Here is a 15,822-nt window from a genome sequence, read left to right on the forward strand (position 1 = left end):
CTGGTTGCGGTTCACTCGATGGGGAGCCATCTGCCATCGAGGTCCCCATGAACCCTGCCCGCTTCGTGTCCGCTTCCCCTCTCCTGGTCTCGCTGTCGCTCGTCGCGATCCTTGCCGTCGTGGTCGCCGCCGCGAGTCCCGACCCGTCCGACGTGCGCGACCAGCTCGCGCTGATCGAGCTGACCCACCGCTACGCCTGGGCGATCGACACCGTCGATCGCGACGAGCTTGCCCGCTTCTTCACCCCTGACGCGAGCGCCCACTACGTCGAGGTGGGGCCGAAGATCCTCGGCCTCGACGTCCGCCTCGAAGGCTTCGACGAGATCTGGGACTGGCTCTACCAGGGCCTCGCCCATCGCAAGGGACCCGCGGGCCTGCCGATGCACTACATGTCGAATCACCTGATCGAGCTCGACGGCGACACGGCCCGCCTCCGCTACTACATGCACAACCGCAGCCTGGCCGCAGGTGGCGTCTATTACGCCGAGGCCGTCCGGACTCCAGCCGGGTGGCGGATCGCGAAGCTGCGCCTCGAAGAGCAGACCTGGAAGCCGGAGGTCTACGAGAACACGCCGAAGCCCGACATGAAGCGCGGGCAGGCGCCGCAGTCGTCTCCGAGGACTCCCGCGGGCGCCGACCTCTCCGCGAACCTGCGCGACAGCGGACACGATCCTGTGTCACGCGGGTAGCGCCCCTCGAGAAGTCCCAGCGCGACAGGTCGATCCGGCCGTTCTCCGCGTGGGGGGCGGATTCGGAGCTCGCGCAGCCGGACAGGATCGCCGAAAGGACGATCCCGAGAACGAGGCGGAGGCGGCTCCTGTGGGGACGGATGGGCTTCACACGGGAAAGCCAATCCAGTCGAGACGCCCGAAAGCGCCGCACGGGAGATACGCGCGGTCATGTGTGGAGTCGTACACACACTGGCCCCGGGTTCCACCGCAGCGACCCTCGGAATGCGCAGAAGCGGGCCTAGTACCCCGTCTCGTTGTGCCTTCGCAGGCTGAGCGCGGTCCGTCGCTCGCGCATCTCGTCGCGGGTCTTCTGGAGCGCGGTCACGGTCTCCGTCTCGTCGTCGCCCATCGATTCGAGCGCCAGACTGATGGTGTACATCCATTCGTCCAGCAGTCGGTCGTCGATCGTCTCTCGCATGGCTCTCTCCTGTGCCGAACAGGGCGGAACCTAGCGGCGAGGCTGAACCGTGTACACCGCTCGCGCTGCGCGAATCGCGTCCGATCCGGTTCCCGAACCGCCCGTGTGGGCGGAGGCTCGCACCCTTCGCTCCGATCGCTCGGACTAGAACGCGTCTTCCCAGGAGCGCGAGAGCCGCATCGCCGAGTTGATCAGACCGACCATCGAATAGGTCTGCGGGAAGTTCCCCCAGAGCTCGCCGCTCTCGGTGTCGAGGTCCTCCGAGAGGAGCCCGACGGCGTTCCGCTTCGCGAGCATGTTCTCGAAGAGCTTGCGGGCCTCGTCCCTGCGGCCGATCGCGGCGAGGGCGTCGACGAACCAGAAGGTGCAGATGTTGAACGCGGTCTGCGGAACGCCGAAGTCGTCGGCGACGATGTACCGGTAGAGATAATCGCCCCGTCGGAGGTCGCGCTCGACCGCGTTCACCGTCGCCACGTAGCGCGGGTCGTCCGCACGGACGAAGCCGAGCTGTTCGAGGAGCAGGAGCGACGCATCCGACTCCGTCCCGTCGAAGGTCGCCGCGAAGTACGGCGCTCCGTCCAACGAGCCGTCGGCGCGGGGCCCCGCGGTGGCGCGCGTTTCGATTTCCTCGCGCATCTCTTCTGCGTGCTTCCGCCAGTAATCCGCACGCTCGGGCCGCTCCAGGCGACCGGCGATCCTCGCCAGCCGGTCACAGGCCGCCCAGCACATCACGGCGGAGAACGTATGTACGCTCGCTCGCGTCCGCAGCTCCCAGAGACCGGCGTCGGGCGTGTTCCAGACGCGGATCGCGCGCTCGCCCACGACTTCGAGCAGCCCGTAGAGCTGCTCGCTCGCGGGATGGAGCAGGCGCGCATCGAAGAAGGCCTGGGTCGCGGCGAGGACGGCGGACCCGTAGACGTCGTTCTGGATGTGCTCGTGGGCCTGGTTGCCGACCCGAACGGGGCCCATCCCCCGATAGCCGGGCAGCGCCGCTTCCTGGCGCTCGATCAACGCACTCTCGAGACCGATCCCGTAGACCGGTTGGAGGCTGCCCTCCGGCCCCGCCCCGGCCACGAGATTCGTCAGGTAGGCGAGGTAGCTCTCCATCGTGCCTGTCGCGCCGAGGCGATTCAGGGCATGGATCACGAAATACGCGTCCCGCAGCCAGCAGAAACGGTAGTCCCAGTTCCGCTCGGAGCCCGAATGCTCGGGGATCGAAGTCGTCAGCGCGGCGACGATCGCGCCGGTCTCCTCGAAGTGACAGAGCTGGAGCGTGATCGCGGCGCGAATCACCGCCTCCTGCCACTCGAAGGGAATCGAGAGCCCACGGACCCATTCGAGCCAATGTCGGCGCGTTCGCTCCTCGTATTCCGCGACGGTCGAGGCGATCGGATCCTTCCAGGTCTCGTCCGGCCCCAGGATCAGATGGATCGGCTGCCCGAGGGTGAAGGGCGTCTCGTCTTCGATGTAGGCGAGCGGCGCGTCGGTCGTCAGCCGCAGGAAGATCCCCTCCGTGATGTATCGGATGTGGTTCGAGCCGCGGGTCGTCGCGGCCTCGGCCTGGCCATAGTTCCCGCGCGGACGCAGGCGGACGCGGATCCTCGGCTCGCCGGCGAGGGGCGTGATCGTCCGCATGATCATCGTCGGGCGATAGACGCGGCCGTAGTTCGCGAATCGAGGCGCGAAGTCCCGGATCTCGATCGCCGAGCCGCGGGAGTCCCGGAGCGTCGTCTTGACGATCGCCGTATGCCCCTCGTAGGACTGCTCGCTCTCGACGAGATCGAGCAGCTCGACGGCGAATACGCCCTCGTCGTCGATCGTCTCGTCGAGCAGCGCACAGAAGACCGGGTCGGAGTCGAAGCGCGGCAGGCACGCCCAGACGAGTCGGGCTTCGGCGTCGAGCAGGCCGGCCCAGGAGCAGTTTCCGATCACGGCGAGCTCGAGAGACGGTCGATTGGGCATTGGCATCCTCCGGAAGCGCCTATCTTTGCGCAATGGTCGAGCGGACGAAACGGGGAAAGCTGATCGTTGCGAGCAATCGGCTCCCGGTCACGGTGAAGCGCAGTCAGGGGAAGCTCCGCGCGGAGCGTTCGTCCGGTGGGCTCGTGGCGGCGATGGAGCCTGCCATGCAGCGCCAGGGCGGGGTCTGGATCGGTTGGCCCGGAACCCAGCTGAAGGCCGGTGAGACGTTGGAAGTCGAGGGAGCCACCTTCGACATGGATCCGATCCAACTCTCGCCCTCGGAGACGAAGCGCTTCTATCACGGCTTCTCGAACGGCGCGCTCTGGCCGCTCTTCCACTCGCTACCCGAGCGGATGCAGCTCGACCCCCGAAACTGGTCGACCTACGAAACGATCAACCAGCGCTTCGCCGACGCGATCGTCGAGCAGCTCGAAGACGACGACCTCGTCTGGATCCACGACTACCACCTGGCGCTCTGCCCCGAGCTCGTGCGGCGGGCAAGGCCCGATGCGCGAATCGCCTTCTTTCTCCACATTCCCTTCCCGCCCTTCGACCTCTTCCGGATCCTGCCGACCTACCACGCAGTCCTGCGCGGGCTCCTGGCCAGTGACCTCGTGGGATTCCACTGCCCCGGCTACGTCGCCAACTTCGAGGACTGCGTCGAACGCCTGCTCGGCGTACGCGTCGATCGGGCGAACGGCGAGATCGAGCACGGCGATCGGGTCGCCCGGGTCTCGGACTTCCCGCTCGGGATCGACTACGCGCGCTACGAGAAGGCCGCGCGTGAAGGACCGCGGCCCCGGCGCGCGCCCCACGAGAAGATCATCCTCGGCGTGGATCGCCTCGACTACACCAAGGGTATCCCCGAACGCCTGCGCGCCTACGAACGGATGCTCGAGCTCCATTCGGAGATGCGCGGCGAGGTCAGCTTCGTGCAGATCGCGGTGCCGTCCCGGGAGCAGGTCACCGAGTATCAGTCGCTCAAGCGCGAGATCGACGAGCTGGTCGGACGGATCAACGGACGCTTCGGGCGAAGCGACTGGACGCCGATCCGGTACATCCACCGCTCCATCGACGGCGCCAAGCTTTCCGCGCTCTATCGCGACGCGGCGGTCGCCCTCGTGACGCCGCTCCGGGACGGCATGAACCTCGTCGCCAAGGAGTTCGTCGCGAGCCAGACGGATGATCCAGGCGTGCTCCTCCTCTCGCGGATGGCGGGCGCCGCGGAGACGATGCGCGAGGCACTCCGTGTGAACCCCTACAACGTCGAGGGCGTCGCCGAAGCGCTCCACCGAGCGCTCGTCATGCCCTCCGACGAACGCGAGGCGCGCATGCGGGCGCTCCAGCGACGGGAGCGCAAGCACGACCTCGGCGAGTGGCTCGATCTCTTCATCGGCCGGGCGACCGCGCCGCGACACTCGATGCGCCCGGTCGCCAAAGACGACTTCGAGAGCTGGCTCGGCGCGTTCTCGGGGACGCATCCGCTGGCGATCTTCCTCGACTTCGACGGCACTCTCGCGCCGATCGCTCCGCACCCCTCGCTCGTGAAGATCGGAGACGGCATGCGAGAGGCGCTCGCTGATTGCAGCGGCCGCCCCGACACCGATCTCGCGATCGTCTCGGGGCGCGGACTCGCGGACGTCCGCCGGATGGTCGACAACGATCGCTTCGTCTACGCCGGAAACCACGGACTCGAGATCGCCGGCCCGGGGATCGAGACGTACCGCCATCCCGACATCGCGCACTACGAGCGCCGGGCCGTGGAGCTCGTCTCGGATCTCGAACGCATCGAGGCGGACGGGGCCTGGGTCGAAGCGAAGGGGGCTTCGCTGACCTTCCATTTCCGGGAGGTCGAAGCGGAGGAGCACGAGGCCCTCGCGGAGAAGGCGCGCGCGGCGATTCGTGAGGCGGGATTCCAGGCGCGCGATGCCCTGTGCGCGGTCGAGGCGCGCCCACCGATCGGCTGGGACAAAGGCCATGCGGTCCTTCACGTCCTCCGAACGAAGTATGGTCCGGGCTGGTCGGAGTCGGTCCGCGTGATCTACGTGGGCGACGACGAGACCGACGAAGACGCCTTCCGGAGTCTGCACGGGCTCGGCATGACGTTCCGCGTCGGCGCCGCAACCCAGCCGACGCGCGCCCGCCGACGACTGAGCGACGTGCGGGCCGTCGAGACGATGCTCCAATGGATCGCCGGACGTCCGCAGGGAAGCACCTTCGACCGCGCGATCAGCCCGCCTGCACCCGAGCACCCCGGTACATGACCTCGCGACGCATCTCGTAGCGTCGCCGGAGCTCCGGCAGGTCGTCGGCGTGCCCGATCACGACGACCGTATCGCCTTCGGCCAGGAGCGCGGACTCGTCGGGATTGACGTCGACGCTGCCGTCGGCGCGTCGCAAGCCCACGATCAGGAACCCGTGATTGCCGCCGATCTCGATCTCGCGGACGGGTCTCTCGATCAGCGGAGAGCCCTCGACGACACAGAGCTCCTCCATTCGGAGGCCGAGCTGACCGAGGTCCTGGCCGAGGTCGATTCCCGTCTGAGAGGAGGCCTGGAGCAGTGACTCCGCAGAGGGATGGACGATCAGGCTCGCGATCCGGTCGGCACCGATCGCCGTAGGGAGCACGACGTCCGTCGCCCCGCTCCGCGTGAGCTTCGACTCGCTGCTCGGATGCTCGGCCCGCGCGATCACCGGGAGATCCGGGCGCAGTCCGGTCGCCGTCAGCGTGACGAAGACGTTCGCCGAGTCCGTCGGCAGGACCGTCGCGAGGCGGCTCGCCTGCTCGATCCCGGCCGCACGAAGGACGTCCTCTTCGGCCGCGTCCCCGCGCACGACCGCGTAGCCCGCCACCTTCGCTCGCTCGATCCGCTCGACGGATTCGTCGATCACCACCAGCTCCTGCCGGGCTTCGGCGAGGCGCTGCGCGAGGATCGCGCCGACCCGGCCGTACCCACAGACGATCACGTGATCCCGCATCTTCTTGATCTCCAGGCCCTGCCGCCGCTCGCGGAGCGCACGGTTGATTTCCCCTTCTGCGACGAACTGGACGAACCCGCCGACCGCGTAGACCGCCGTCGCATAGCCCGCCACGATGAGCCCGCTCGTGAAGAGCCGAAGCCCCTCGTCGTCGACCGGCCGGACTTCGCCGTAGCCGACTCCGAAGATCGTGATGACCACCATGTAGGTCGCATCGAGCAGCGACCAGCCCGCCGCGACGTACCCCCCGACGCCGACGGCACAGGTCGCCACGAAGAGGGCGAGACCCTGGAGCATGTGCCGCATCGTCGATCGCAAGCCGACTCCGATCTCGCGCCACGCACTCACCGGATCGGGCGCGAACGCGTCAGGGGGTGCGTCGCTAGAGCGGAGGGGCCTTTCGCCAGTCGCGCTCGAGAGCCTGCTCCGAGACCACGGCCGAGCTCGGCGCCGTGACCGGCGCGAGCCAGAACCAATCGTCGACCTCGCCGTCGCGGGTCCGGATCAGGCAGCGACGCGGGCGGAGGCCGAAGCGGCCGAAATGCGCGAGGACGTGGGCCACCAGCCCGCTCGAATCCTTGCCGACGACGTTGGCGTAGACGTGGCCGGGCTCCTCACGGGAGAGCCGGACCGAGATCGAGATGACCGGCGTCGGAAGCGTGGGCACCGCCCTCGGCGACCGGCGAGCCATCTGCAGGAAGTCGTGGCGAAGCGGGCCGCGCGTCGGGGAATCGATCAGGAAGCTCGCGGCCCACACGCCCTGCTTCGTCTTCATCGCCTCGGCCTCGACGACCTGCAGATCCGTCGCGAAGAGATGGAGACAGAAGTTGCCGAGCCAGTCCGATCCGAATCGGCCCCAGAGGTCGAGCCGGTGCTGCGCGCCTTCGAGATCGCACTCGAAGCCGTTCGGCTCGATCGCCGCGCGCGCAGCGACGTCATCCAGCGAACCAGGCATGTCCGCTTCCCCCAGCTTGGCGTTGTCCGTGCCAGGAGAGGGGTGCAATGCGCATGCCGCGTAGAGTCGCGCCAGATTGCGCTCGAATCGGTCTCGATCGACCCGCTTTGCGACGGTGTGTGAGCGCCTGACCGAACCGCCTGCATGGAAGCCGGTCAGCGACGCCTTCGGAGCGCGCACGAACCTGCGCCCCGCCCGCCGAGCGGACAGGCGCCCCAGGCCGCCGAAGAAGGTGCCGAAGGGCCCGGATCAGGATCCTTCGTGATGGTGATGGTCACCTTCCGCGCCGTCACCCCGTGATGGTGGCGTTCGTATTCGGAAGCGTGGCCGTCCGCGCCGTGATGATGCTCGTGCTCTCCTGGCTCCCAGACTTCCCCGGAGTAGCCACACCCCACCCCCACGTCGCCGCGACCGGGGGTTGCCAGCGGAGTTAGACTCACCGAGCGCCCCGTGGGCGGGGAATGACACGGTCCGAGGAGATGAGATGAGCGGAACGATCCGGGACGAGGCCGCGATCGTCGGAATGGGATCGACGGCGCTCTCGAGCAAGGGCGGACTCGAAGAGGACGAGCTCACCCTGGCCTGCCTCGCGATCTCCGCCGCGATCGACGATGCGGGTCTCGAGCCGTCGGACGTGGACGGTCTCGCGCTCTTCGACATGGAATCGAAGCGCGAGGTCGAAGTCGCGCGCAACCTCGGACTCGGCGAGATCACCTTCTTCGCCGAGGTGGGCTACGGCGGCGGTGCGGCCTGCGCGACGGTCGGCCACGCCGCGATGGCGGTGGCGTCCGGCCAGTGCGACGTGGCGGTCGCCTGGCGCGCGCGAAAGCGGGCCGCGAAGAGCACCCGCGTCTGGAGCCAGGCGCCCAAGCGGCTCGATGATTCGGATCAATGGACGCGGCCCGCCGGGCTGCTCCGACCGGTCGACGAGATCGCGATGCTGACGCGGCGCTACATGCACGAGTACGGCGTGACCCGCGAGCAGCTCGCGAACGTGGCGCTCACGCTGCGACGCCACGCGAACCGCAACCCGAGAGCCGCGATGTACGAGAAGACCCTGGACCTCGACCAGTACCTCTCCGCGCGATGGATCTCCGAGCCGCTCTGTCTCTTCGACAATTGCCTCGAGTCCGACGGCGCCCTCGCGGTCGTGATCACCTCCGCGGAGCGGGCGCGGGACCTGCCGCACGAGCCAATCTACGTCCACGCCTATTCGCAAGGCCTGCCCGAGCAGCATCAGATCATGAGCAACTTCTTCTGCGAGGATCCGCTTCGCGGCCCCTCCCACGCGGCCGCGCGACGGCTCTGGGCGAACAGCGATCTCAAGCCGCACGACGTGTCCTGCGCGCAGATCTACGACGCGTTCTCGCCTTTGATCCCGCTCTCGCTCGAGGGTTACGGATTCTGCGAGCGCGGGGAAGGCGCCGCCTTCACGGAAGACGGTGGTCTCGACTGGGATGGCGGACGGCTTCCGGTCAACACGTCCGGCGGCAGCCTTTCCGAGGCCTACGTCCACGGCTTCAACCACGTGATCGAAGCCGTGCGCCAGCTGCGCGGGGAGTCGACTGCTCAGGTCGAGGACGCCTCGAGCTGCCTCGTCACCAGCGGCGAGTGCGTGCCGACGAGCGCGCTGCTCTTGAGGAACTGAGCGATGGAGTCGGGATGGATCCTGCCGGATCTCTCGAATGAAGCGACCCGCGGCTTCTGGGATGGCTGCGCGGAAGGCGAGCTGCGCATTCAGACCTGCAGCGACTGCGGAGCGACGCGGATGCCGCCGCGGCCGATGTGTCCCCGGTGTCGCTCGGTGGACTACGGATGGACGGCGATGTCCGGCGAGGGGCGGATCTGGTCCTTCGTCGTGGCCCACCCGCCGCTCCTCCCGGCCTACGCCGAGATCGCGCCCTACCCGGTGGTGACCGTCGAGCTGCTGGAGGACCCGATGATCCGGATCGTCGGCGGCCTGGTCGGCGGTCCCGGCCTCGACGCCGCCTCCGTCGATACGAAAACGATCGAGATCGGCGATCCGGTCCACGTCGTCTTCGCGAAGGTCGAGGACGTGACGATCCCCCGTTGGACGGGGGCGAAATGGGCGTGATCAGGCTCCAAGGGAGGATCTGACGAGCGCGGTGGGCTCAGTCGTCGGGCGCGTCCCCGCCCTCGACCAGGACCGGAGCGGGCTCTCGATAGTTCGCAGCGCCGCTCGCGTCCTCCAGTCTCGGCAGGACCTCTCCCTCCTCCGGACCGATCACGATCACGCCCCGAAAGCGGGCACCTTCCTCCACGACGATTCCGGCGGTATGGATCTCGCCTTCGACGCTCGCTGACTTGTGCAGGATCGTCTGACGGCGAACGTGGAGGTCGCCGACGACACGGCCGTGGATCTCGACGGACTCCGCCTCGATCGTCGCGTCGACCTCGGCGGGCGCCGCGACCACGACCGACTTCGAGCCGTGGATCTGCCCCTCGATCCGCCCCTCGATCCGCACGTCGTCGGCAAAACGAAGGTCGCCCGCCAGCACGCTGGCCTCCCCGAGGAAGGTCTCCGCCGGGACCCCCTTCGGTCTCGAGACCGGACTCGCCGGCGGTACATCCGCTCGCGTTTCTTTCTTCTTCTTGAAGGGCATGTCACCTCGCTCGCGCCCGGGATCGGGCCTCGGGACCGATTCGGTCGCTCGCGGGAGAGCCCTTGTGTCGCGGGCTACGGCAGCGGAGACGCAGCGACCTTCTCGACTGCCCCCTCCACGGCCGTCCCCCGGAAGAAGTCCGGATTCGCCTCCGTTCCGTATAGAAGCGCGCGACGTTCTCGAAGACGAAGCGCCGGAACTGGTCTCGATCGAGCCAGCCCTTCTCGACGTTCTCCCAGGCCTCTTCGAGGACCTCGGTCATGTCGGGCACGTCCCAGTGGCCGATGTCGGAGCTGAACATCGCCGAGAGCTCGCTCCCGAACGGGATCCGGTCGCGATCGAAGGCGCTCGCGGTCATCGGGTCGTCGGCCTCACAGCCGAAGAAGAAGTTCGGGACGAAGCGGTCGCGCACGTCCTCGGGCCGCTCGACCCCGGTCTTCGCGAAGTCGTCATGGGGCCCGTCCGTCGCCCATCGCCCCGGATGATCGTCCGCCCCTTCGACCGCGCGCTCCTGGAGGACCCCACCGTACTGGCTGGCCAGATCGGCGAAGAGGGCGTCGTCGCGCAGGGTCGGATCGTAGTTCCGGATCGCGTCGGGATTCCGCTTCTCCCAACGCGAGAGCAGATCGCCGAAGAGGCCCACGCCCCAGTGGACGCCACCTTCGAGCAGACCGATCCGAAGGCCGGGAAAGCGCTCGGTCACACCGCCGAAGAAGAGCGACTTGGCGAACGCTTCGCCCGCGGCTCCGAAGTGACCGATGTGATTGTACATGTAGGTCGAGGTCGAGCGGCGAAGTCCGATCCCCATCGAGCCCGAGTGACATGCGGGCGAGATCCCGAGCTCGACGCAACGACGCCAGAAAGGATCGTAGTCGTACATCGAGTCGAGACCGAGCGTGTCCCACCAGACGTTGTAGGCGGACCCATCCGGATCCTCGACCCGTCGCTCCACGAGACCGGCGATCATCGCCGCCTTCAGCCCCAGCTCGCCAGTCGCGAACTCGAGCATCTCGATCGCTTCCTCCGGCGAATGCATCGGAACGACCGCCGCCGGCGTCATCCGGTCGCTGAACTCCGCGAACGCTTCGGCGGCGTAGCGGTTGATCGCACGGCACGCGCCGATCCGCGCCTTCTCGTCCTGGAGCAGGGGGTAGATGAGGGCCGCGCTGCCGTACATGACGGCGAAGTCGATGCCGATCGCGTCGAGTCGCTCCGCGAGCAGCGCCGGGAACGTGGCGGTCGCGAGGTCGAGCGTGTTCGCGGTGGGCGCCGCCCACCAGGCGGTCCGTGTCGCGCGGCGCCGGAGGCGCTCCGCGGGGTCCATCCCGACGTAGCCCCAGGTCCCGGTTCCGAGGGCGACGTCGCCGGCGAGCAGCGCGTTGGCGTCGATTCCTTCGTCCGCGAGGTAGGAGGTCAGCGCGGGTTGGTACTCGAGGTAGTGACCGTCCGCGTCGATCACGGGATGATCGAGGTCGGCGCGAATCCGCTGGGCCTTCGTCATGGAAGGGTTCGTCATCGAGGGGGTCGCCATCACGCATCTCCTGGGCTCGACTCGATGTCACGATAGGTCGCTGGCCCCGGCTGCGCCGCGCTCTCTCGGCAAGGAGACGCGCTAGAGCTCCTCTGTCGCCTCCGGCGCGTCACCCTCGTGCCTCAAGCGCTCGACCGCGACTTCGCCCAGCGGCATCGGGTCCTTCACGCGCAGGCTCTCGACCCACTCCCGGGTGAAGTCCCGGTCGAGGCCCGCGTGGATCCCGGCGATCGCGACCGAGGCGATCAGAGAACCGAGGGTCGCAAGGGCGCTGTCCTTGTGGGAGTCCCAGATGTCGCCCTGGGTCCCGAGGTAGGCCATGCCCAGCTCGCCCCCGAAGACGAGCGCGGCGGCCCACTCGATCAGCTCGAAGAGCAGCGAGCTCGACATCACGACGAGCAGCGGAAAGAGGTACGCCCAGAAGCCGCGCGCGTTCGCGACGCGAAGGAAGATCTCACGCGTCGGATACGTGATCAGGACGCCGTAGAGGAAGTGCACGAGCCGGTCGTAGTGATTGCGCTCCCAGCCGACCAGGTCGTTGAGCCCCCGGCCGAAGACCGCCTCGAAGCCGGCGTCGTAGGGCACCTCCGCGTAGGTGTAGTGCGAGCCGATCTCGTGCAGCACGAGGAAGAGCAGGAGCGAGACGTACGAGATCCGCGACAGGGGAAGCCGGCGAAACGTGACGACGAAGAACGGAACCAGCACGAAGACCAGGACGTTCTCGAGCAGCCAGTCCTCCCGGTAGATCGGCGCCCAGGCGAGCGCGAGGAAGACCACGAGGAAGATCGCGAGCACGCCCGTCGCGAAGCGGCGATGGGCGTCGGGGTCGAACGCGGTCGGAGCGGTGGGCACCGAATGAGACGCGACGTCGCGGGCGCGACGCACCGATCAATTCGCCGACGGCGGGACGGTCAGGACGAGACAGGACGCCGTCCGAACGACCGCGACCGCAACGCTGCCGAGAGCGACATGCTTGAAGCCGATCAGCCCCCGGCTCCCCATCACGATCAGGTCGGCGTGGCGCTCGAGCGCCTCCCTTGCGTGCTCGCGGTCGCCGAGGGGATTGCGGTGGGACATGGGGAAGCTCCTTCGCTGCGCGCCGATCGATCAGCGAATACTTCCCCACGTTTGTTCACCCGAGACGGCACGTCAAGGCGGACGATCGCGACGTCGAGAGCGTGTGCAGGACGCGCCGCCTGTCTCGGCGCGACCGGAGCCGCGCGACGCGCGGCGCCCAGACGGTTCTTCCCTGAGACGCGTCTAGCGCAGGATGACGGGCTCCTCGGGCTGGGACGAGAGAACGGGCGGCGGCTCTTCGTCGGGCTCGAACACGCCCCCTACCCAGCGCACCCGCTCGCCTTCCGGCGTTCGCCCCTGCTGCATCTTGACGACCATCTGGACCGCGTCACCGGCACGGGTCAGCGAGACCGGAAACAAATCGTCGACCACGAGCGGAACGTCTGCAAAGACGCGGAATCGCGCAACGGGCAGCGCGCTGCCCTCTCCACGTCGACCCCGCTCCGAACCGGTCGGAGGATGCACGTCGATCCGCCAATCGAATCGCGCCCCGGAGCGGGCGAGCTTTCGTCGCGACGGATGGGCGACGAAATGGACGGAATCTCCCTCGTCGACCGGCTCGATCTGGAGATCGGTCGTCTCGGGCAATAGATTGAAGAACACTCTCCGAATCGAGGATCGGGGCCCCACGCGTTCGGGCTCCATTTCCACCTCGAAGACGAGCGCGCCGTCGTCGTCGGCCTCGACGTGAACGATCCCGTACTCGTCGACCTGGCCGGTCTGCAGCTCATGGGTCAGGGGAAAGCTCTGTGCCGCGGCGAGGCCGCCGCAACTGAGGGAAACAAAGAGACCGGTGGCGATCGCGAACCGCCATCGGAAGGGGCTGAGGTCGGACATCGAGAAGATCCTCCGGAGTCGGGCCACCGAACGGCCCGGCTCTCCCCCTCTCGACCGGAATACGCGACCGAAACGTGACGCACGTCATGCGGTCCCGGGGCTCAAGGGCAGCAAGGATGCCCACGTACTGCCGATTTTCCGTTCGCCTCGACCAGATCTCGGCCCGGGCGCCAGGTCACGTGCGGCGGGCCCGGCCGAGGGGTGGAGCGCAGCTCGCTCTCGACGCTCGTCGCGCCTTTCGGCGGAACGAGCGGCACCCGATCGAAGCGTTCGTCGTACCCGACCGGCGCGGGATCACCGTAGCGATCGGGCGGGACGGTGTCCGCAGCGAGCGCGCCGACCGCCACGTGCATCACGGAACCGATTTCGAGCGTCGCGCGAATCCATCTCGTGTCCCGGTCTTCCGAGGAAGTGCGGTCGCAATCGCCGTTCCGGAGGCGGGTGCTTCCCGAGCGCGCTTCGAGGGCGCCCCGTGGTCAATCGATGTGACGTCTCCTCGTGTATCAGGACCGATGGACACGCCCGCGGCGGCGAAGCCCGACGAGGAACGCGAAGCCCCCGACGGCGACGCCAAGGCCGAATCCCGGTTCCGGCACCGAGGTGAACTGTATGGTCTCGCTCGGATTCCGCGGAACGGACACACCCGCGTTCCAGCGATAGTCGACCGCGTACGGAGCCTCGACGACGAGGACCGTGTCCGGAACGGCGACGTCGGTCGTTCCGAGAGGAACCTCGCCGCCGTTCGGGTCGCGGAGGACGAGGCTCCCGGACTCTGCGGGATCGCCCGGGAACGGCGCGCCGTCGAGCAGGAACGTCGGGACGACGGTCTTCATGGTCAGGTCGACCACGACCGTCTGATCGATGGCGAGCAGGGTGTCTTCGACCGCGTGGAATCCTTCGTTGCGCGGCACCATGATCGAGCCCGCCTCCCAGTCGTAGACGACGTCGTAGGATCCGACGACGACGCGCGGCGACGGCGTCGTCTCGTTCGTACTGCGGAGGTCGATCTCGTCCCCCGGCTCTGCGCCGACGAGGGTGAAGCGCCCCCGCTCGAGCTGGCTGGGCGGAAAGGGCTGACCGTCGACGAGCAGATCGGACGAGACCTGGATCGTCTCGATGTCGATCGCGACGGTTTCGTCCTCGTCGATCCGGACGCTGCTCGCGATCTTCGCATTCTTGTTTCCGGGCGCGACGGTCCAACCGATCACCCCCCGGTAGAAGACGTCATAGGTTCCCGCGATCAGCCGCCTGGTCGGCGGGGGCTCGTGGGTCGACCCGAAGTCGATCTCGTCCCCGTTCGGTCCGACGAGCACGATGTCGCCGCGCTCCGCCTGGGACAGAGGAGGAGGACTTCCGTCGAACGTGATCGCGCGACCCACCTCGAAAGTCGTCACCGGAACGGACAGGACGAGGAGCTGGCTCGGGTTGGCAGGGGGCTGGATGGAGACGTCTTCGAGGACCACCGCATTCGAGTTCGCCGGCACGAACCCGCCGCCCTGGAGACGCGAGTAGGCTACGTCATAGGTTCCGGCGATCACGACCCGCGACCCCGTCGGGGCGTTCGTCGGACCGAAGGCGACCTCGTCGCCGCTCTCGAAGTCGACGAGCCGGAGCTCACCGCGCTCGGCTGAGGAGAGCGGAAAGGGCGCGCCATCCAGGCTGGGGTCGAGGAAGAGCGGATGGGCGGTCAGGTCGACGGTGTAGTTGCCGTCCCGACGGAGCGTGACCTCGTCGACGACGGCGTGCGTGTTCTGCGGAACGATCGAGCCGGAACGGTACGAGTAGATGACCTGGTAGGCCCCCGGCACGACGCGCGCGACGATCGGGGAGTTCGCGCCCTGGCCCAGCAAGAACTCCGCCCCTGAGTCGACGTGGCGGAGCAGAAAGTCTCCCGTCTCTCCGACCGCTGCCGGGAAGGCCACACCGTTCAGCAGCAGGGTGAAGGTGATCTCGACCGTCGGAACATCGATGTCGAACACGCCCGACGCGTCGAAGGCGACGTCAGAGGAAATCGGGGTCCCCGTGTTGATCGGAAGGGACCCGGACGAGAAGAGAAAGTCGTAGAGGACGCCGTACTCGCCCGGGACGACCCGAAGCGGGCCGTAGGTCTGCATGTTCGTCGCACCGACGGAGATGGCCTCCCCGCGCCGATCGAGGAGCGACAGGATCGCCACGTCCGCCGCCGAAGCCGGGGTTGGCACCCCGTCGACGAGGAAATCCCCCGAAATCTCGACGCTCGGCACGTCGACGTTCAGCACATGCGCGATCGGCACGATCTGCGCAGAGGCCCCCGACGCGGCCAGGAAGACGACGGCGAAGACGAAGCACGCAAGCGTTCGGCGGTGGCTCGAGCTCATGGCGAGACTCCCGGCGCCAGCGATCTCCGGGGCTGGAGATCGGGACGACTCTCTCGATGAAGAGAGCATATGGGAGCCGAGAGGCCGTTCCGTGGCGGGCTTCACAGAGGCGTCGATCCGCGACCCCGCGCGCCCTCGCGATCAATCTCGGCACCGTGCGACGGGTCCGACGACAGGAGACGCGCGTCGGCATCACCGGCGGAGCCCTGAAGTCGAAGCTTCCCGGTCGGATCCGTTCGACGCGTTCCTGCCCTGTTCCAGGCGACGACTCGGCGGCGACCGCAGGCCCGCGGGAACGGATGGCCTCCGTTCGACGCATTGCAGTGCCTCGCGCGCGGAACCTTCCCTTTC

Annotated in this window: 14 protein-coding genes; 4 read left to right on the plus strand and 10 right to left on the minus strand. The window is 68.0% G+C overall.

The genetic code is table 11. From position 1 onward, the window contains the following. The first annotated feature begins 47 nt into the window (after positions 1-47). A complete protein-coding gene (locus NXI30_01655; protein ID MCR9092898.1) occupies positions 48-689 on the plus strand; it encodes a nuclear transport factor 2 family protein in 642 nt (213 codons plus the stop codon). 280 nt (positions 690-969) lie between these two features. On the opposite strand, the gene NXI30_01660 is transcribed toward NXI30_01655, so the two are convergent. Together NXI30_01660 and NXI30_01665 are read right to left on the minus strand one after the other, a co-directional pair. Beyond that, complete coding sequence (locus NXI30_01660) at positions 970-1,149, minus strand: hypothetical protein (GenBank protein ID MCR9092899.1); 180 nt, start codon at positions 1,147-1,149, stop codon at positions 970-972. Between the two features lie 144 nt (positions 1,150-1,293). Continuing rightward, positions 1,294-3,117 carry a glycoside hydrolase family 15 protein gene (locus NXI30_01665; GenBank protein MCR9092900.1) on the minus strand — a complete coding sequence of 608 codons (1,824 nt, stop codon included), beginning with the start codon at positions 3,115-3,117 and terminating at the stop codon, positions 1,294-1,296. A 26-nt stretch (positions 3,118-3,143) separates the two neighbouring features. Between NXI30_01665 and NXI30_01670 the strand changes: the two genes are divergently transcribed. Continuing rightward, entirely contained in the window at positions 3,144-5,375 is a 2,232-nt protein-coding gene (locus NXI30_01670; GenBank protein ID MCR9092901.1) for a bifunctional alpha,alpha-trehalose-phosphate synthase (UDP-forming)/trehalose-phosphatase, read from the plus strand. Here NXI30_01670 and NXI30_01675 read toward each other — a convergent pair. Beyond that, entirely contained in the window at positions 5,341-6,408 is a 1,068-nt protein-coding gene (locus NXI30_01675) for a potassium channel protein (GenBank protein ID MCR9092902.1), read from the minus strand. The genes NXI30_01670 and NXI30_01675 overlap by 35 nt on opposite strands. 64 nt (positions 6,409-6,472) lie before the next feature. Further along, on the minus strand, positions 6,473-7,045 hold the full coding sequence (locus tag NXI30_01680) for a hypothetical protein (protein MCR9092903.1): 573 nt from the start codon (positions 7,043-7,045) through the stop codon (positions 6,473-6,475). 484 nt (positions 7,046-7,529) lie between these two features. On the opposite strand from NXI30_01680, the gene NXI30_01685 reads away from it, so the two are divergent. Continuing rightward, positions 7,530-8,693 (plus strand): lipid-transfer protein, encoded by a 1,164-nt coding sequence (locus tag NXI30_01685; protein MCR9092904.1) that lies wholly within the window; start codon positions 7,530-7,532, stop codon positions 8,691-8,693. A gap of 3 nt (positions 8,694-8,696) precedes the next feature. After that, positions 8,697-9,140, plus strand: a complete 444-nt coding sequence (locus tag NXI30_01690) for an OB-fold domain-containing protein (GenBank protein ID MCR9092905.1) — start codon at positions 8,697-8,699, stop codon at positions 9,138-9,140. Between the two features lie 37 nt (positions 9,141-9,177). Here the strand turns inward: NXI30_01690 and NXI30_01695 are convergent, their stop codons facing one another. The 6 genes from NXI30_01695 to NXI30_01720 form a co-directional block, all read right to left on the minus strand. Continuing rightward, a complete protein-coding gene (locus tag NXI30_01695; GenBank protein MCR9092906.1) occupies positions 9,178-9,669 on the minus strand; it encodes a polymer-forming cytoskeletal protein in 492 nt (163 codons plus the stop codon). Position 9,670: 1 nt separating this feature from the next. Continuing rightward, complete coding sequence (locus tag NXI30_01700) at positions 9,671-11,200, minus strand: amidohydrolase family protein (GenBank protein ID MCR9092907.1); 1,530 nt, start codon at positions 11,198-11,200, stop codon at positions 9,671-9,673. Positions 11,201-11,281: 81 nt separating this feature from the next. Beyond that, positions 11,282-12,052, minus strand: a complete 771-nt coding sequence (locus NXI30_01705; GenBank protein ID MCR9092908.1) for a DUF2238 domain-containing protein — start codon at positions 12,050-12,052, stop codon at positions 11,282-11,284. A 36-nt stretch (positions 12,053-12,088) separates the two neighbouring features. Beyond that, positions 12,089-12,277, minus strand: a complete 189-nt coding sequence (locus tag NXI30_01710; protein ID MCR9092909.1) for a universal stress protein — start codon at positions 12,275-12,277, stop codon at positions 12,089-12,091. Positions 12,278-12,460: 183 nt separating this feature from the next. Beyond that, a complete protein-coding gene (locus NXI30_01715) occupies positions 12,461-13,114 on the minus strand; it encodes a hypothetical protein (protein ID MCR9092910.1) in 654 nt (217 codons plus the stop codon). Between the two features lie 503 nt (positions 13,115-13,617). Next, positions 13,618-15,471 (minus strand): hypothetical protein, encoded by a 1,854-nt coding sequence (locus tag NXI30_01720; GenBank protein MCR9092911.1) that lies wholly within the window; start codon positions 15,469-15,471, stop codon positions 13,618-13,620. Positions 15,472-15,822 lie beyond the last annotated feature (351 nt).

The sequence above is a fragment of the bacterium genome (assembly GCA_024742285.1).
Classification (GTDB): Bacteria; Myxococcota_A; UBA9160; order UBA9160; family UBA4427; genus UBA4427.